This is a genomic window from Enterobacter sp. MGH85, assembly GCF_001037655.1.
Taxonomy (GTDB): domain Bacteria; phylum Pseudomonadota; class Gammaproteobacteria; order Enterobacterales; family Enterobacteriaceae; genus Enterobacter; species Enterobacter intestinihominis.
Window position 1 is genome coordinate 2,021,313 of record NZ_KQ089925.1, and the last position, 19,183, is coordinate 2,040,495.

A 19,183-nucleotide genomic window follows, 5' to 3' on the forward strand; every position below is an offset into this window, starting at 1 on the left:
ATCACTCGGAACAGCGGTGTAGGCCGGGTAAGGCGAAGCCGCCACCCGGCGTTTGACTACCGCTCCCTCAGCGCCTCCTTCGCCCGGTTAAACGGCTTAATCAGATAATCCAGCACCGTTTTCTCCCCGGTCTTAATATCCACCGTCGCAATCATCCCCGGCACAATCGAAAAGTGCCTGCCCGCCTTGTTCACCAGATAATCCTGGCTTGTGCGAATGAATACACGGTAGTAGAACACCTCCGGCTTCGCTTCGTCCTGAATGGTGTCCGGCGAAATGGTCTCCACCACCCCGTGCAGCCCGCCGTAAATCGCGTAATCGTAGGCGGTGATTTTCACCAGCGCCTCCTGATTAGGATGGATAAAGGCGATATCCCGGGGCGAGAGGCGGGTTTCAATCAGCAGGTGATCGTCCACCGGCACAATCTCCATTAACTCGCCGTTGGGCGGTATGACGCCGCCGATGGTGGTCACCTTGATGTTTTTCACGATCCCGCGCACCGGCGACTTCACCGTCAGGCGGGTAACGGAATCCTCGCGGCCTTTCAGGATCGCTGACACCATATCCACCTCGGCGTTGGCCTTCGACAGCGCTTCACGGGCCTGCACGTAATACTGGGAACGCACGTCGGTGAGCTTCAGCTCCAGGTCGCTTTTCTGCCGTTGCAGGCGCAGCACTTCCACGTGGCTGGCGGCACCGGTTTTCACCAGCCGTTGAGTGATCGCCAGTTCTTTATTGGCGAGCGCTAACGCGGAGCGAAGTTCACGCTGCGTATCCTCCAGCTGGGCGCGGCGAGAGTTGTAAAGCCGCGTTTCTGCGGCGGTCAGGTCGGTCCATTTCGCCAGGGAAGGCGGGAATTTCAGCGGGAGATCGTTCACCTCGGCGTACAGGCGCACGCTGGAGGCCAGCGACGCGCGGTAACGCGCCGCGCTTTCGCCGACGTTAGATTCCGAGCGGGTAGGATCCAGCCGCGCCAGCACCTGTCCGGCCTGCACCTGATCCCCTTCGTGTACGTTCAGCTCAGTGAGGATCCCCCCATCCAGCGACTGCAATACCTGCTCGCGTGAACTGGGGATCACTTTTCCGGTGCCGGTTGAGACTTCATCCAGCACCCCGAACCACGCCCAGACGCCGAGCACCACAAACATCAGCAGGGAGAAGAAAACGATGCGCCGGGCACCGGTATAACCGCTTTCGGAGTCGAGCGCGTTATCCAGATCTTCTACTGCGGCAACGTCACGCTGATTGATTTTCATTATTCCACTCCCGTCCGGTTGCCTGCTGCTGTTGCTGCATACGGCTGTTGTTCAGCGCCTGCGCTTTTGGCGCGTCCATCACCAGCATGCCATCTTTGAGTACCACCACGCGCTCCACCAGCTCCAGTACCGGCACGCGGTGGGTCGCGACAACCAGCGTGCGGTTGCCGAGCCACGCCCCGAGACGTTGAATAAATTCCCGCTCGGTATGTTCATCAAGGGAGGCGGTCGGTTCATCCATCAGCACGATATTCGGGTCGCGCAGCAGCATCCGCGCCAGCAGAATAGACTGCCGCTGCCCGCCGGACAGCCCGACGCCGTTCTCCATAATCGGGTAATCCAGCCCCTTTGGCAGCTTCTGCACAAAGCTGGCCGCGCCGCACATCTCCAGCACCTCGAAGATCTCTTCATCGGTGGCGCGCGGCATGCCGAGCGTGATGTTCTCGCGCAGGGTGCCGTAAAACAGCCGGGCGTTTTGGGTCATAAAGCCGACGTTTCTCCGCACGTCAGCCACGTCCAGATGCGGCAGGCTGAGGTTGTCGAGCCGCAGTTCACCGCCCGCCAGATCCATCCCGCCCGCCATCGCCTGCAACAGGGTTGATTTGCCCGCGCCGTTGCGCCCGAGGATCGCCACTTTTTCGCCCGCTTTGATCTCCAGGCGGTTAATGCGCAGCGCCATGCGGGGATCTTCCGGGTGATAGCGGAACTGCGCCTGCTCGAAAAGATAGTGGCCGCGCAGCACGTCCTGGCGGATCGGCGTCTCTTCGCGCTGGTTCTCGGTCGGCAGCTGCATAATGCTGTCCAGCCCCTCTTTGGCCGCCTTCACCTGCTGCCAGCGGGCCAGCACGCCGCACAGCGTCGCCATCGGGGCGATCATCCGTGAGGCGAGCATCGAGGCGGCCACCACCGAACCGGTGGTTAAGGTGCCGTCGATCACCATCGGCGCGCCCACCACGATCACCCCGGCATAGACCAGGCTCTGAATGGTCATCCCCCAGCTGATCAGGTTCTGCGTCAGTTCGCGGGTGCGCAGGCCGGATTCGGCGGTGATCTGGATATAGCTGTTCCACTGCTGCAAAAAGCGGTTCTCCGCCTGCATCAGCTTGATGTCCTCCAGCCCCTGCACGCTCTCCACCAGCACCGCGTTGCGCAGGGTAGATTCATGCGCCGACTGCTTCGCCAGCTCTGCCAGCTTCTTTTGCAGCAGCAGGCCAGGCAGGACCATGATCACCGCCGCCACCGGGGCGATCCACGCCAGCTGCGGGGCGATGATCGCCAGCACAATCACAAACAGGATAAAGAACGGCAGATCGACGATGGTGGAAATGGTGGAGGAGGTGACCATCTCGCGGATCTGCTCCAGCTCGCGCAGCTGGGAGATAAAGCTGCCGGTGGAGCGCGGAATGGCGCTGTGGCGTAGCCGCAGCGCGTGGCCGAAGACCCGATCCGAGACGCGCATATCCGAGCGTTTGCCCAGCAGATCCATAATGTGCCCGCGCGCCACGCGCAGCACAAAACCAAACAGCGTGGCGATCAGTACCCCAATAGTCAGTACGTAGAGCGTCGGGTAGGACTGGGCGGGGATCACCCGGTCATACACCTGCATGGAAAAGACAATGCCGGAGAGGGAGAGCACGTTGATAAACAGCGCCGCCAGCATCACCCAGCTGTAAGGGCGAAGGTCGCGCATCACCAGCCGGTAGAGCCAGTCCGGGCGGTATTTTGAGATATAGGCGTCCACGCGGCTGTCCTTCAGCGCCGCCAGCGGACGCAGGGCGATGACGTGGCGGATGGCAGGCAGCATCGCGCTCATCGACAGGCGGTTGGTGTGCGTGTTGTCGTCGAAAAAGCTGACCTCAAGCGTATCCTCGCCGTCGAAATTGTCGATCACGCCGATTTTACCGTCGTTTAGCTCTACCACCACCGGCAGACGCCAGCTGTTGATGGCGTGCTGATCGGCCGTCAGCAGCTGGAACGTCAGCCCGGCTTCACGGGCGAGCTGCGTCAGCGCGGGCACCATCGGTTTGCCTTTCAGCCACGGCGCGCCCGCGATCAGCGAGCCTGGCGAGCAGGCAACGCGATAGCGCGTCGCCACATAGCCAAACGCCTGCGCCCACTGCTCCAGCGCCTCATCCGTCATGTTTTCACCCTGCGGAATATCGCGTTGCTTCATGGCTGGATCTCCACGGTCTGGATGGTGCGGTTTTCAAGATCGAACGCCTGACGTATGCGCCCGGTTTGGTAGAGACAGTTCAGCTGAAGCTGGCGGAGCTGTCCGGCGGTTTGCTGCTGGGTAAAGCGCGCCTGATACACCTCCTGCTCGGCGTTGAGCACGTCGAGCAGCGGGCGGGAACCAAGATCGAGATACTGCTGCTGATACAGCTCGCGGGTACGGGCGCTGAGCGCTTCCTGGCGGCCCTGGATCTGAAGCGTGCTCATCAGGCTCATCACCTGGCTGCGCGCTTCCAGCAGTTTTTGCCGCACCTCAAGACGGGTGCGCTGAATGGTGGACTGGGCCGATTCCACCGCGTGTCCGGCGGCGTTACGCCGGGCGGTGAGGCCGCCGCCCTGATAGAGCGGCATCTGCACTTTTACCCACGCGGAGTACTGGGTGCGGTCCCGCGTTTCGTTGCCTGAGTAGCGGTCGTTAAGATAGTGGCGGACTTCCGGCTCCAGCGAGACGGTAGGGGTCATCTGCGCGTTGGCATAGTCGAGATTGGCCTGCGCGACGTTGGCCTGCGCCCAGGCCGCTAAAACCGAGGGTACCAGGCGATCGTCCGGCTCGGCAATATCGCAGCTGCGGGCCAGACTTTGCGGAAATTCATTGCTGACCGCGTTCAGGCCGTCCCAGCCCAGCATGCTCATCAGCGTGGCGCGTGAGCTGTCGAGGCTGGCCTGATACTGCATCAGCTGCGCTCGCGCGCCTTCGATACGGGCATCGGTCTGCACCACGTCAGAGAGCGACGTGGCGCCTTCGTCATTACGCAGCTTCGTCAGTGTGCCGATGGAGGTCAGGGCGTCCAGCTGTTCTTTAGCGGTCTCGACCATCTGCTGCCAGGTCTGCACCTGCACCATAGCGATGGCGGTATCGTGGGCGATAGTGTCGATGCTCACCAGCACGTTGGCCTGCTGCTGGGCGACGCCCGCGTTTTCGGCGCGCACTTGGCTTGCGACTTTGCCGAAGTCGTAAAGCATTTGCGAAAGCGAAAGCACCAGCGAGGGGGTAAAGCCATTATCGTCGCCGTCGTGGCTATAGCCGTTATCCATGCCGGCGTTAATTTGCGGATAATATTTCGATTTGGCGACGTCCACATTTTCGCTCTGCTGATAAAGTTTGCCGACGGCTTCACTGATGGCCGGATGCCAGGTCACGGCGCGGTTTACGGCTTCATCCAGCTGTAGCGTGCCGGGGGCGGCTTTGCTGGCTACGGGCGCCACGCGGCCATTTAAAGAGGGGAGTTCCTGCGTTTCGCTTAATTGTCCGGTATTAATCATCGCCGCAGGGTTTGCCGCGATAGCGGGCACAGATATCAGGCAGCACGAGAGCCACCAGTAAGGCATCTTCTTTCCCATGTCTTGTCCCTAATAAAAAAGTACTGCTTTTTTGTTTATGCCCGGGCGCTGTGCGCGCCCGGGTCATTTCTTGCAGGTGCTATCAGGTAATGATGTGTTGCTGGTTTACAAGCTCGTCGTAGGTGGTCTGAACGTTGTCCAGCGTAACGAGCGTAGATTTAGTGTAGGCGGCTCCCGTGCCGTCACGGTCGATGGAGATCACAGTATTGTTACCGCTTTGTGAAACAGAGACATAGTTCCCCAGCGTCGACGCGCTACCGTTCCAGCCCACCAGCAGATCGCCAATGTCGATCTTGTCTCCCTGCGACAGGGAGAAGTTCGTCCAGTGGTCACCCGTGCTGTTACCTGCGGTGGCGTTACCCGCCGTAGTGTTCAACACCTGATAAATCAGCGTGTCGCCGTAGGCCGTGCCGCTAATCACATCGTTATGTTCCGAACTGACAAATTTCGGTGCCATATTGATGGTCAGCGAGGCGGTATCCCGGGTGCCGTTGGCGTCGGTCAGGGTGTAGTTAAAGACCTCCTTGCTGGTGATGGTAGAGAACGATATCCCCGGGTTGAGTGTGTAGGTGTAACTGCCGTCTGCGGCAATCGCCAGCGTGCCGTAGTGACCCGTGATGTTTACCTGCGTGCTGCCGGTGTAAGGATCCAGCGTGGTGGTTACGCCGTCGTAGCCGGTAATGCTGAGACGGGTATCCACCGAGTGCAGCTGGTCCATCGCGCCCGCAGAGCCGGTGCCGTCGAAGATATTGCCGTCAACGGTGTGGGTGCCCGTGGCGTCAAACTGCGACAGGGAGTAGCTGGTCCCGGTGACGCTTGGGGTAACGGTGATATTTCCCACCCCCAGCGGTCCCATTCTGCCGGTATAGTTCAGCGTATAGGTTCCCGCTTCCAGATCGAGGCCCGTCAGGTTGATCGTCGCCCTGCCGCCCAGCAGCAGCCCGCCGTTAAATGAGCCGGATCTGAGGGTGGTGGTGCCGTTGGTCAGCGTCCAGTCGACCGTTAACCCGGTAAGGGTCAGCAGCGAGGCGACGTTAAACGACAGAACCACGTTATGCAGTGCAGTATTAGGATCCACCACGAAGGTCCCGCTTCCGCTGCCCTGGGTTGAGGCAAGCAGCGCGGCGTTCCAGCTCGCCGACCCGACGGTGGTATCCGAGTATGCGGCGGTGCGGTGCACCGAGTTCACGTCCATCGCCGTGCTGACATCGTTCACCGCGTCCATTGGCTGCGCGGTCGGGGTGATGTTCAGCGATGCCGTGTCTTTCGAGCCGTTCGGCGCGGTGATGGTGTAGACGAAGGTATCTGGGGTGCTGATGCTGTCAGCGCCGACTCCGCTGTCCAGGGTGTAAGTGTACTCCCCGGCTGCGTTGATCCGCAGCGTACCGTACTCGCCGGTGATCTCCGTCAGGCCGCTGCTGTTCACTGCTACGCCGTTAACGTCGGAGACCACGGTACCTGCTGGCGCAATATCATCCGCCAGCACATCCCCGGTCGTGCTCTCGCTCACGCTTGCCACGCTGTAGACATGATCCTGCAAGACGTTCAGCGTGTAGGCCGTCAGCGCGGTGATCCCCGCCGCCGTATTGAGCAGGAACAGGTACTCGCCAGCGGGCAGGTTCAACGTCAGCTGCGGGGAGGTGCCGCCCAGCAGCGGCGCGCGCAGCCAGCCGGGTTCAACGCGCATCTGCTCGAAGGTCTGCGTCGCATTGTTGAACTTATAGATGTAGAGGTCGAACACCGAGGCCAGCGCGACGCCGCCCACGGACGCCTGAACGGTCATGGTGCGGGTGGTGCCTTCTTCCACGTTATAAATGATCGGGTTGGCCAGATCGTCCAGCAGGTTCAGCCCCAGGGTATTGCCAAGGTTGATCCCCACCAGGGTAAAGCCGCCCTGCGACGAGGTGCCGTTGTTGATCGCCTCCACGGTGGTGTCGAAGGTCAGCGAGGCGGTATCGTCCACGGCCACGATCCCGCTGCTGGTAGTGCCTTCGCCCAGCGACAGAACCAGATTTGCCGAGGCGCTGGTGCCGTTATGGGTGATGGTGTAGGTAAAGTTCTCCGTGCGGCCAATGACGGCGGCGCTGGTGTTGGTCAGGTTATAGGTATAGCTGCCGTCCAGGTTGATGGTCAGCGTGCCGTATTGCCCCTGAATCACCGTGCCGTCAGCCGTAACGCTGGTGGTGGTGCCCTGGGCGTTGGTGACCGTAGTGACGGTGGTGCCCGCCGGGGCGTTGTCGCTGCCTGCGGTTGGATCCACGTCAGTGATGACGTTCCCGACAACGCTGGTCTCGCCGGACACGGTGCCTGCGCTGGTCTCTTTCACCGCCACATCGAGGCTGGTGTAAGAGCCGGTTGCCAGCAGGTTAGTGTTGTAGCTCAGGACGCGATACTGACCATTCGCCAGCCCGGTCAGGTTCAGCGACACACCCGTCGCGCCGAGGGTCAACAGGTCAGCGAACTGCGGCTGCCCGGTATCGACCACGGTGGTCCAGGTGTTGTTGGCGGCGTCGAAGCGCTGTACCACCAGCTCAAGGGTATTGAGCAGGGAAAGAACGGCACCCGTGGCGTTGGCGTTCACGGCAATATCCGCACTGCCGCCGTTGCCGACGGTGAAACCTACCTGCGCGGTGTCGTTGCCGAGCAGCGTCAGCACGTTACCTAAGGCGCCTACCAGCAGGAAACCATAGTCGCTGTACTGCGAGTTGGTCACCGTGGCGGTGGTCGTGAGCGCCAGTTCTTCAGCGTTGGTGCTGGCAGAGAGCGGCACCACCGGCGCAAGGGCTGAGCCGGGCAGCGAAACGTTGCCTGCCGCATCGGTGGCGGTGATTTGCAGCGTCTGACCTTCCGTCTGTTTATTGAGGAAGGTGTAGCTCCAGGAACCGTTGCTGTCCGCCGTGGCGGTGACCGTTGAATTATCCGCCAGGCGGATGGTGACGGTACTGCCCGCTTCGGCGCTACCGGTCAGTACGCTGCCGTCTGCGTTGAAGGTCCCGGTTGGAGCCGTTGGCGCAGTGAGATCGACAATCACCGTGGTCGAGGTGGAAATCGGGCTGGTGCCCGAGCCGTTGGTCGCCGTGGCGGTGAAGGCATGCGGCCCTTCGCTCAGCACCGGTGTGGTGAAGCTCCAGTTGCCGCTGGCGTTCGCGGTGACCGTGCCCATCAGCACCCCGTTGTTATAGAGGGTGATGGTCGCGTTCGGCTGCGCCGTGCCGCTCAGGGTTGGCGTGGTGTCATCGGTGGTTTTCCCGTTGGTCAGGTTGCCCGTCACCGTGCCGACGTTATCATCGATGTTTGCGATAACCGGCGCGTTCGGGATCGTGGTGATCGGGGCAATCACGGAGGTGGTGATACCCGCGTTACCGGCCTTATCCGTAGCAAAGACGATCAGGGATTCACCGGCGGTCTGTGCAGGGGTGATGGTGGCGTTGAAGCTTCCGCTACCGTCCGCGACGGCCGTTCCAAGCACGGTTCCGGTGCTGCTGGTGATGGTGACGGTGCTTCCCGCTTCCGCTGTACCGGTGACCTGCGTCCCGTTGGTGATCACCGCCAGCCCGGTTGGGGCTGGTGGCGGCGTCAGGTCAACGTTAATCGTGATAATCGGTGAAGCCACGCTGGTATTGCCCGCGGCATCGGTGGCGGTTGCGGTGAAGTTATGCGCGCCTTCCGTCAGCGTGGTGCTGGTTTGCGGCAGCGTCCAGTTGCCGTTGGCATCGGCAGTGACGGTCCCCACCAGCGTCGTGCCGTCGTAAATACGTACGGTGGCATTGGCTTCTGCCGTACCGTTTAAGGTCGGACGGGTGTCGTTGGTTGGGTTGGTGCCAGTAACAGGTCCGGTGACGGTCCCCACATCATCCTCAATCGAGGTGATTGCCGGTACGACAGGGGCGGTGGCATCCACATTAATGGTGTAACCGCCGGTCTGCGCGCTGGCGTTGCCCACCGCGTCGGTGGCGGAGAAGGTCAGATTATGCGGCCCGTCAGCCAGCGGGGTGGAAGGCGTAAAGCTCCACGCGCCGCCGGTGGCGACTGCGGTGCCAATCTGTACCCCATTATCAAAGATGGTGACCGTCGCGCCGGCTTCTGCCGTACCGGTGAGCGTTGGCCGCGCATCGTTGGTTAACCCGCCGTTGGCGACAGGCGCAGCGGCGTTACCGACATCGTCGGTGATGCTGGTCAGCACCGGCAGCGCTGGCGGTGTGGTGTCAATGGTCAGGCTGAAGTCGGCGGACGACGTGCTGGTGTTACCCGCCTGATCCGTTGCTTCTGCGGTAAAGGTGTGTGACCCACTTTCCAGCGGCACGGTGATATCGACGGTCCAGTTGCCATCGGCATCGGCAGTACCGGTGCCCACCAGCGTGGTGCCCTCATAAATATTCACGGTGGCCAGCGGCTCGCTGGTCCCCACCAGACGCGGGAGAGGATCGTTGGTGGTCTGGCCGGAACCTATTGCCCCGGTGATGGTGCCAACGTCGTCAATCGCCTGGGTGATAACCGGCGCGACAGGCGCAGCCGTATCTACCACCAGCGTAAAGCCTGGTGAGGCAGGGCTGACGTTGCCCGCGGCATCGGTTACCGTGGCGGTCCAGGTGTGGCTGCCGTTTGCCAGCGTACCGGTGGTAAAGCTCCATACGCCGTTTGCGTCCGCCACGGCGGTACCCACTTCACGGCCACTTTCATAAATGGTGATGGTCGCGTTGGCCGCCGCGGTGCCGTTCAGTGTTGGCGTGGTGTCGTCTGTGCTTTGTCCCGAGGCGACCGGGCCCAGCACGGTACCAGCATCGTCAGTGGCCGGGGTAAAGACCGGTGCCTCGGGCACCGAGGTATCCACCGTCAGGTTGAACGGTGGTGAGGTGACCCCGGTATTGCCTGCGGCATCGGTGGCGTTGAAGGTAATAACGTGCGGCCCTTCGCCCAGTTCAGTGGTCGGCGTGAAGGTCCAGTTACCCTGGGCGTTGACGACCGCCGTGCCGATTTCCACATCATCGACAATAACGTGCACCGTTGCGCCCACTTCCCCCGTACCGTTGAAGGTTGGACGGGTGTCGTTCGTGGAGCCGTCGCTGGCGAGGGTTCCCGTTCCCGGGCTGACATCGTCTATTACCGTGGTAACCATCGGGGCCGCAGGCCCGGCGGTATCCACCGTAAAGGCGAACACTGGCGAGTTGGCGGAGACGTTTCCGACATCATCGCTGGCGTTAACGCGCAGGTTATACGTCCCGTCCGTCAGTACCGGATCCGGCGTAAAGGTCCAGTTGCCGCTGCCGTCGACCGTGGTGGTGCCAATCTCCACGCCGTTATTAAGCACGTGAATGATGGTACCCGCCTGGCCGGTGCCGCTGAGGGTTGGCGTGGTGTCATTGGTCACCTGCCCGGCGGTAAGCGGGCCGGTTGCGCCTCCCGGGGCGTTGTCGCTGACCGTAACGATCGTCGGCACCTGTGGCGCAGTCAGATCGATTTCGACGCTCCAGGCGTTGGACGGCTGGCTGACGTTGCCCTGCGGATCCGTCGCTCTGACAGTAAAGTCATGCGTCCCTTCGCCGAGGGCGGTTTCAGGAGTAAATGTCCAGGCACCGGTGCCGTCTGCTGCCACCGTACCAATTTGCGTAGCGCCATCAAAAATGGCGACGACGCTGTTCGGCTCGGCGCTACCGGTCAGGGTTGGCGTAGTGTCGTTGGTTGGATCGCCGCTTGGGACAGGCGTTGCCGCATTCCCTGCGTTATCCGTCACGCTGGTAATTACCGGCGTGGTGGAAACGGTGTCGACCACAATGGTGATCCCGGCCGACGGGGCGCTCTCATTGCCTGCCGGGTCGGTGGCGGTCACGGTCAGGGTGTGGCTGCCGTCGTCCAGCGCAGGCGGCGTGTAGCTCCAGGTGCCGGTCGGACCGACAACAACGGTGCCCAGCGGGTCGCCGTCATCGTACACCGTAATGGTGTCCCCGGCCGTGCCTGTTCCGGTCAGGGTAGGACGGTTGTCGTTGGTGCTCTGCCCGTCAGCGATTGGGCCGGTGACCGGGCCTACGTCATCGGTCACCGCACCGATGGCTGGTGCGGTCGGATCGGTGAGGTCGACGGTGACGGTCGCGATCGGCGACTGCCCGCTGGTCGCGCCGGTGGTGGTGTTTGTGGCGGTGACGGCGAAGGTGTGTGGGCCTTCCGCGAGCGGCAGTAGAGGCGTATAGCTCCAGTTGCCGTCTGTATCCGCAACAATTTCGGTCAGCGGAACCAGCGCCCCATCCAGATAAATGGTGATGACGCTACCCGGATCGGCGGTGCCGGTAAGGGTAGGCGTGGTGTCATTGGTGGTTTTATCTTTCACATCGCCAGTGACGGGATCGGCGTCATCGTTGATTGCCGTAATCACCGGCACCGCTGGCAGAATAAGCGGGGAGTCCGGTACGTCAAAGGTGGTTGTCGGGCTTGCATTACCTGCGGCGTCCGTGGCGAACAGCGTCAGCGTCGCGGGATCCAGTTGGGCCGGGGAGAGGGCGATGGAGAAGGTGCCTCCCGTCGCGACCCCGGTCCCGATGATATTGCCGCCGGCGTCACGCACCGTCACCGTGGTTCCGTCATCTGCCGTACCGGTCAGCGGCGTGCCCTCTGCGGCAATGGTGATATTGGTTGGCGTTGCAGGAAGCAGCGTATCCACCGTCACGCTGAGATCGCCGGAGCTGGCGGAGGTATTCCCCGCCGCGTCACTTGCGGCAACCGAGAAGGTGTGCGGCCCTTCCGCAAGCGCGGGGTCGGCTGTCCAGGACCATGTCCCGTTCGGCTGAACCACCACGACCACCGGAGACGGCGTGCCATCAACAGAAACGGTTACGCTCGAACCTGGCTCGCCAATCCCGGTGAGGGTTGGGGTACCGTCGCGGGTGTAAAGCACGCTGTTGGTCAGTTGGCTGTCAGAGACGGCGTCAATTTGCGGCACGGTCGGTGCCTGCGTATCGACCGTCACGCTAAAGACCGGGCTGACCGGGCTCAGGTTACCCGCGTCGTCCACCGCGGCGACGGTGATATTCAGCGGGCCATCGGTTTGTGTCGGCAGGGTGTATGACCACTCGCCATTGGCGATTTCAACGCGATCCACTTCCACGCCGTTGTTGTAGATAATCACCGTTTCGCCGGTCGTGCCGCCTCCGCCAATGACAGGTGTATTATCGTTGGTTGAGCCTCCATTCTGAGCGCCGCCAATGGAACCGATGAGCGGGGTATCCGGGGCGAGGGTGTCGACCGTTATCGTGATACCGGTTGATGGCAGAGATTCATTGCCAGCTTCATCGGTGGCGGTCGCCGTGTATTGGTGCGTCCCTTCGCCAATGTTGCTCTCAGGACGCCAGCTCCAGTTACCGCTACCGTCCACCGTGACGCTGCCCACGGCCTGCGGCTCGCCTGTACCCACCTGGTCATAGATGGTAATGACGTCATTCGGCGTACCGGTGCCGCTCAGTACCGGGCGCGGATCGTTGGTGGTTCCGCCGTTGTCCACTGGCCCGGTGATCTGGCTTACGCTGTCTGTCACCGTCGGGATCCCCGGCTGGCCCGGCGCGTCGGTATCAATGGTAATGGTCACTGGCGTGGACGGTGCGCTTTCGTTCCCGGCGCTGTCCTGATTAGTCACCGTCAGGGAGAGATCGTAGGTGCCGTCAGGGAGCGGATCTTCCGGTGTCCAGCTCCAGTTACCGTCGCCATCGATCTCGGCTTCACCTATTTTGGTTGCGCCATCGTAAATGCTTACGGTATCTCCCGGCGTGCCCGAGCCGCTCAGGGTTGGTGTGGTATCGCGGGTGGTCTCCCCAGGATTCAGAGCCGTCCCCGGTGTGGCGCCGTCCGGGTTCACGGTGATCTCAGGAATATCCGGCGTTGCAGGCGCGGTCGTGTCGATCGCCAGCTCAAACGGTGGCGAGATGGTGGTATTACCCGCCTCATCCGTCGCGTGGACCGTCAGCGAATGCGGGCCGTCCGTCAGCGGCGTGGTTGGCGTAAAGCTCCAGCCGCCGCTGCCGTCAAGCACGGCCGTGCCGAGCAGGGTGGTCCCGTCATAGATAGTGATGGTGGTGCCTTCCGGTGCGGTTCCCTGCAGCTGCGGCAGCGTGTCATCGGTAGTATCCCCGCTGTTAAGCGGAACCTGCACAGTGCCGATGTTATCGGAGACGGTGTCAAGGGTGGCTGCCGGTGGCGGAGTGGTATCGACGGTAAAGGTAAAGCCGGGTGATGATGCGCTGGTGTTGCCGGCCGCATCGCTCGCGACGACGGTGAACGTATGCTGCCCGTTCCCTAATGCGGTAGTGGGCGTGAAGGTCCATGCGCCGCCGTTGTTCACAATGGCAGTACCAATATCCTGTCCGTCCAGGCGGATCGTCACGGTGGAGCCCGGCTCGCCGGTACCGTTCAGCGTCGGGAGCGTGTCGTTGGTGATTTGGTTGTTGTCGAGCGGCCCCGTGCGGCCCGGTACGTCATCAATGACCTGCGTAATGGCTGGAGCGCCCGGCGCGGCGGTATCCACCGTGATGCTCCAGGTGTTCGATGTCCCGCTGAGGTTATTGTTGGCGTCAACCGCCGTCGCCGTCAGCACGTGCCCGCCGTCGGGAAGATCCGTTTCCAGCGTGATGGACCACTGGCCGTCAGGCCCAACCACCGCGGTGCCGATTTCAGTGGTGCCGCTGTAGAGGGTGATCGTTGTTCCGGGCTCGCCCGTTCCGTTGATGGTCGGGGTTTTGTCGTTGGTGAGACCGTTCTGGCTGACAGGACCGGTGACGTCGAGCGCATCATCCTCCACGCCTGTGATGACCGGGGTTTGTGCCGCGGTGATGTCCGGCGCGTCAAACGGCGCGGTCGGGCCGGTGTTTCCGGCGGTATCGGTGGCATCTGCGGTCAGGGCTTCGCCGTTGGCTTTCGGCGGGATCAGATCAACGCTGAAATTACCCTGATCGTCGGCGACCGCTTCCCCGACCTTAATGCCATTTTCACGAATGGTGACGGTGCTGCCCGGCTCGGCTGTACCGGTTACCGTGGTGCCGTCGGCAGAGATCACCACGTTTTCCGGTGCCAGCGGTGGCGTGCTGTCTGGCGCGTCGGCAAAGCCGGACGGACTGGTGTTGCCGCTGCCGTCGGTGGCCGTCACTTCAAGGGCTTCACCGTTGGTCTGGGCTGGCGAAATCGGGATGGTAAAGGTGCCGTCCGGACCGGCGGTGGCCTGGCCGATGATCGTACCGTCCGGCGCTTTAATAATAATCGTGCTGTTTGGCTCGGCGGTTCCGCTGACGCTTGCCCCGTCTTCCGCCACCACCAGGTTACCCGGTGCGGCAGGCGCGGTGATGTCCGCTGCGTTAACCAGCGCCGGGGAACTCTGGTTGCCTGCGGCATCGGAGGCGACCACGGAGATGATCTCGCCGTTCACTTGTGCAGGGTTCAGGTTGGCGACGTAGTTGCCGTTGCTGTCGGCAGTGGCGGTCCCGATTTGCACCCCGGCGTTGTTGGTGATGACAATTTTGCTGCCCGGCTCGGCAGTACCGGTGATTTGCGTGCCTGTCGAATTGAGCGTCGCCTCCGGCATGTCTGGCGGCGTAAGATCGACGGTAAAGTTGATCGGCTGAGACAGGCCGCTCTGGTTGCCTGCCGCATCGGTCGCGGTGGTCGTAATGGCGTGGTTTCCTTCAGACAGGTTGGTCGACGGGGTAAAGCTCCATTTCCCGGTAGCATCGGCCGTGGCGGTGCCGATCGGCTTGCCGTTGTCATAGAAGGTAATAACGGTGCCAGCTTCACTGATGCCGCTGAACGTCGGGCGTGCATCGTCCGTGTGTTGTCCGTTGCTCAGCGGGCCCGCTTCGGTGCCCACGTTATCATTGACGGTGACAATCTCGGGGGCAGCCGGCGCGGTTGAATCCGGTGCCGTGACCTGAACGCCCGGGCTGGTATTGCCGGACGGATCGGTGGCGGTGGCGGTGATCTGCTCCCCGTTGGTGAGCGGCGTGCCGAGATCGATAGTAAATTTCCCGTCGCTGCCAGCCTTGCCCGTTCCGATGGTGTTGCCATCGGCATCTTTCAGTGTCACGGTGCTGCCCGGCTCAGCCGTACCGGACACGGTTTTGCCGTCAGGCGAAACCTCCAGATTGGCAGGTGCATCCGGCGCGGTGAGATCCGGTGCTGTGACCTGACCACCCTGGCTGGTATTGCCGGACGGGTCGGTGGCCGTGGCGGTGATCTGCTCCCCGTTGGTGAGCGGCGTACCGAGATCGATAGTAAATTTGCCGTCGCTGCCGACCTTGCCCGTTCCAATGGTGTTGCCATCGGCATCTTTAAGGGTAATCGTGCTGCCCGGTTCAGCCGTACCTGTTACGGTTTTGCCGTCAGGTGAGACCTGAAGATTAGTGGGAGCATTCGGAGGCGTAGTATCAGGTTCGGAAGGATTTCCCGGATTACCGGGATTCGGGTTGTTGTTATCGTCATCTCCGCCACCTCCACCGCCGGTTCCCGCCGCAATAGCAATCCCACCTGCGGCGGCCAGGCCACCCAGCACCCAGGGCCACGCAGCGGCGCCGCCGGCATCACTCCCTGACGCCGCCAGTAATGCATCGGTGGAGGCGATGGATTCATAGGTCGCGGCACCGGTTGGATCTTCAATCCACCACAGCGCTCCGTCACTCTCTTCAAGCACCAGCTGGCTTACGCCCTGCGCATCAGTAACGTAGAAATTCTTGAGGGTAATCACTTCGCCCGAGTTGAGGGTAATCACCAGATCGTTTCCGCTGCGGGAGTAATCTGCGATGTTGGCTCGATCCACGTTAAGCTTAACGATTGAGGAGTGATCGAGTGTTATCTGTGTCCCTTCCGTGGTCGTTTCCACGCCAGTTAATTTAGATATAACAGATATTTGGCTCATACAGTTATTACTCCAGCAGAGTGATTGGTTACGGCGTGTCAAACAAAGCCATCGTTTCTGAAGGGATGAACGCGCTCCCGGCGAAAATACTGTTTAATAAACAGGATTTACCGTTACTTTCTTTAGCGCGACCGATGCCCGCCAGGATTAAAAGTGGCAACCTCAGGGCAAAGCTAATTATTTACATAGGAAATAGTTGTTTATTTATATGTTTGCGATTTATAAGCCTTATTATTTGTGCAGGTATTAAATTATTTCGTTATAAAAATGATATAGCTATAAATGTCTGAATACGCAAATTAAGTGTTCGTAAACCCAACGCGGCTATTGCAGGGGAGATTAATTGATAGCGTGAATATATTTCGTTAGCTATGAGGGCGCGTGGATAAAGGGTTTCGGCGTAAAAGGTGCAACCCTTAAAACGGTGCTGGTGGGGCGATATTAATAATTATAATATGCGATAAATATCTAATTTTGGTTAGGTTTAATTGCTGCTTAATTGTAGTTTAAGTTAGGGTAAAATATCTGGTGTATGATATATTTAAAACTCTCTCATTTATAAAATATATTTTTACGGGCGGGTTAATTTCTGCTACTCAAAAAAATTACGTATTTTCTTCTCATGTTTAATAAATAAAAGGCCGCAAGCGTGGCCTTTCAGAGGCTATCGGTATTAGCCTAAAGAAATTATGCCGATTTCCACGAGGGCAGCTAATGTCAAAAGAATAAAGAGGATAACAACTATTGGTCTGTACATTTTTAAGGTTCCATCCTTGTGTGAAGTCCTGCCCATCGTGTCCGTTGTCATTTTCCATGGTAATGACGTGCTGTCGTTGATGCTCATCAAAGGGATGCAGTAGATTGAGGAAAATCTGCATTCAGGGTTGGAACCATTTAACGCTGTGTGGGTTGCGTGGCGGGGAGCTGTCGCCACTGGCGGATGTGCTCGATCAGGGCTCTGAGCTTGGGGGCCATATTGTGGCGCTGGGGAAAATAGAGATAAAAACCAGGAAAAGATGGAAGAAACGCATCCAGTAAGGAAACCAGCTGTCCTGATTCAATGTACGGTGTGAAGGTGTCCTCCGTGGCAAAGGTTATACCACCGCCGGCCAGCGCGAGGCTGAGCATAAGACGCAGATCGTTAGTGGTGATTTGTGGTTCAATTGCCACATCGAAAGGGACGCCTGCTTCCTCAAACTCCCAGCGATAGGGGGCAACGTCCGGGGAAGGGCGCCAGCCGATACACCGATGAGCGACCAGCTCACGGGGGTGCGTCGGTGCGCTGTGTGTCGCCAGATAGGAAGGTGAAGCCACCACCCGTTCACGCTGCTGGCCCGTAAGGGGAATAGCGATCATGTCTTTTTCGATAACTTCGCCCAGCCTCACCCCGGCATCATAGCCCGCTGCCACGATATCGAATTCCTCATCTGACACGAAAACATCAAGCGATACCGCAGGATGCGCGGCCGTAAACGAGGCGAGCAGTGGGCCCGAAAGAAACGCTTCCGCAATTGAGGTGACAGCGATCCTGAGCTGTCCGCGCGGTATGCTGTCCGAGGTGACGTCGTCAAAGGCCGCCTCAATGTTGGCGATGGGCCCCAGCAACGATTTATGCAACCGTTCACCCGCTTCGGTGAGCCTTACCGAGCGCGTGGTGCGCATCACCAGCAGGGTCTGAAACCCATCTTCGAGACGTCTTATTCCCTGGCTGACAGCGGAACGGGTTATGCCCAGGCGCCCGGCGGCAGCGCTGAAGCTGCGTTCTTCGGCGACCGCCAGAAAAAGCGGTAACAAATTAAGATCGATTTTCATTGTTTAACATTGCTAACCAGTGAGTCCAGTAAAGGCAGGATACAAGAAACAATGGTCTGTATCTATGATTGCAGTGAACTCAACTGAAGGAGTAAAACATGAACAAAGTCATCTTAATTACCGGCGCCTCCAGCGGTATCGGAGAAGGTATCGCCAGAGAGCTCGGCAAGGCAGGCGCAAAAGTGTTCGTGGGTGCACGCAGGCTAGATCGCATCCACGCTCTGGCTGATGAAATCCGCAGCGCAGGAGGGGAGGCAGAGGCTCAGGTATTAGACGTTACCAGCCGCCAGTCGATGGCCGCCTTCGTTCAGGCAGCACGGGATAAGTGGGGCCGAATTGACGTACTTATTAACAACGCGGGCATTATGCCTCTCTCTCCGCTTTCGGCTGGCAAGCAGGATGAGTGGGAACGCACCATTGACGTAAATATCAAGGGCGTACTGTGGGGTATTGGTGCTGTTTTGCCGATTATGGAAGCCCAGGGCTCGGGGCAGATCGTCAATATAGGCTCGATTGGTGCCTTGTCCGTCGTGCCCACGGCCGCCGTCTATTGCGCGACCAAATTTGCGGTACGGGCCATTTCCGATGGTTTACGTCAGGAAAGTTCGAACATCCGTGTGACCTGCGTCAACCCTGGGGTAGTGGAAAGCGAACTGGCCTCGACCATTACGCACGAAGAAACCATGGCGGTGATGGATGCGTACCGGGCTATTGCTCTCAAACCGGCTGATATCGCTCGCGCCGTGCGCCACATCATCGAGGCGCCTGAGAGTGTCGATACCACCGAAATCACCATCAGACCTACGGCCTCTGCAAACTAACGTAGCGGGTCAGGCACCAGCCTGACCCGCTTCACCCTCTTACCACGGCTGTTCGGTCGGCATAATAAACAGCTCTGCCACGTCCACATGTTCCGGTGCCTGCAATACGTAAAGAATCGAGTCGGCGATATCATCGGCTTTCAGGAACGTCATCTTCTCCTTCAGCTGTTCCATCTGTGCACGATAATTTTCGTCACTGATATGCTCGAATAATTCACTTTCAACGGCACCCGGCTGAAGCGAGGTGACGCGAATGTTGAACTGAGGGGCCAGCTCCATACGCAAAATATCCGAGAAGGCGGCAACCGCGTGCTTCGTCGCGCAGTATACGCCCAGTCCGGGAAACGTTTTACGCCCGGCGATCGACGAGGTATTGATGATATGACCCGAGCGCTGTGACTGCATAATCGGCAATACGGCCGCGACCGTGTTAAACAGGCCCTTTACGTTTACATCTACCATTCGATGCCACTCGTCAACCCGGAGGCTGGCGATATTCGAAATCGGCATCAGCCCGGCGTTATTAAAGGCGATATCAATATGGCCATAGCGTTTGTGCAGTGCCTCCACCCCTTTATTAACTGAGGCCGGGTCAGTGACATCCATGGCCAGCGCCATGGCTTCCCCGCCAGCAGCCTCAATTTCAGACACCAGCGCCTGAAGACGATCCAGACGGCGGGCAGCGAGACCCACCCTGACGCCCTGTTCCGCTAACTTTTTGGCCGTGGAGGCACCAATTCCGCTTGAAGCACCGGTGATGAGCGCGACTTTACCGTTGAGTTCCATAGTTGATCCTCTTGAGAGTTAATTTCAACGCTTCAGAAAGAATGTCTGAAGTA

General features: G+C 59.9%; 7 protein-coding genes. 1 reads left to right on the forward strand and 6 read right to left on the reverse strand.

Annotation, left to right across the window (positions count from 1 at the left end; translation table 11 throughout):
• Positions 1 to 56: 56 nt before the first annotated feature.
• The 5 genes from SK51_RS09605 to SK51_RS09625 form a co-directional block, all read right to left on the reverse strand.
• Complete coding sequence (locus tag SK51_RS09605; protein WP_022649110.1) at positions 57 to 1,256, reverse strand: beta-barrel domain-containing protein; 1,200 nt, start codon at positions 1,254 to 1,256, stop codon at positions 57 to 59.
• On the reverse strand, positions 1,237 to 3,429 hold the full coding sequence (locus SK51_RS09610) for a type I secretion system permease/ATPase (RefSeq protein WP_023306789.1): 2,193 nt from the start codon (positions 3,427 to 3,429) through the stop codon (positions 1,237 to 1,239). Before SK51_RS09610 ends, SK51_RS09605 begins: the two co-directional genes overlap by 20 nt.
• Positions 3,426 to 4,829, reverse strand: a complete 1,404-nt coding sequence (locus SK51_RS09615) for a TolC family outer membrane protein (protein WP_022649108.1) — start codon at positions 4,827 to 4,829, stop codon at positions 3,426 to 3,428. The genes SK51_RS09610 and SK51_RS09615 overlap by 4 nt, the downstream gene beginning before the upstream one ends.
• A gap of 82 nt (positions 4,830 to 4,911) precedes the next feature.
• Positions 4,912 to 15,711, reverse strand: coding sequence for a BapA/Bap/LapF family large adhesin (locus tag SK51_RS09620; RefSeq protein WP_023306788.1), 10,800 nt, complete (start codon positions 15,709 to 15,711; stop codon positions 4,912 to 4,914).
• 894 nt (positions 15,712 to 16,605) lie between these two features.
• Positions 16,606 to 17,523: a LysR family transcriptional regulator gene (locus tag SK51_RS09625; protein WP_023306787.1), complete on the reverse strand. Its 918-nt coding sequence runs from the start codon at positions 17,521 to 17,523 to the stop codon at positions 16,606 to 16,608.
• Between the two features lie 98 nt (positions 17,524 to 17,621).
• On the opposite strand from SK51_RS09625, the gene SK51_RS09630 reads away from it, so the two are divergent.
• The gene (locus SK51_RS09630; RefSeq protein WP_023306786.1) at positions 17,622 to 18,344 is read left to right on the forward strand and encodes an SDR family oxidoreductase; all 723 of its coding nucleotides are present in this window, start codon (positions 17,622 to 17,624) and stop codon (positions 18,342 to 18,344) included.
• Positions 18,345 to 18,383: 39 nt separating this feature from the next.
• Here the strand turns inward: SK51_RS09630 and SK51_RS09635 are convergent, their stop codons facing one another.
• Complete coding sequence (locus SK51_RS09635; RefSeq protein WP_023306785.1) at positions 18,384 to 19,130, reverse strand: SDR family oxidoreductase; 747 nt, start codon at positions 19,128 to 19,130, stop codon at positions 18,384 to 18,386.
• Between the last annotated feature and the right edge of the window lie 53 nt (positions 19,131 to 19,183).

Coding starts and splice junctions, on each gene's coding strand:
- SK51_RS09605 (WP_022649110.1), bottom strand. CDS start 1,256: ATGAAAATCAATCAGCGTGACGTTGCCGCAGTAGAAGATCTGGATAAC.
- SK51_RS09610 (WP_023306789.1), bottom strand. CDS start 3,429: ATGAAGCAACGCGATATTCCGCAGGGTGAAAACATGACGGATGAGGCG.
- SK51_RS09615 (WP_022649108.1), bottom strand. CDS start 4,829: ATGGGAAAGAAGATGCCTTACTGGTGGCTCTCGTGCTGCCTGATATCT.
- SK51_RS09620 (WP_023306788.1), bottom strand. CDS start 15,711: ATGAGCCAAATATCTGTTATATCTAAATTAACTGGCGTGGAAACGACC.
- SK51_RS09625 (WP_023306787.1), bottom strand. CDS start 17,523: ATGAAAATCGATCTTAATTTGTTACCGCTTTTTCTGGCGGTCGCCGAA.
- SK51_RS09630 (WP_023306786.1), top strand. CDS start 17,622: ATGAACAAAGTCATCTTAATTACCGGCGCCTCCAGCGGTATCGGAGAA.
- SK51_RS09635 (WP_023306785.1), bottom strand. CDS start 19,130: ATGGAACTCAACGGTAAAGTCGCGCTCATCACCGGTGCTTCAAGCGGA.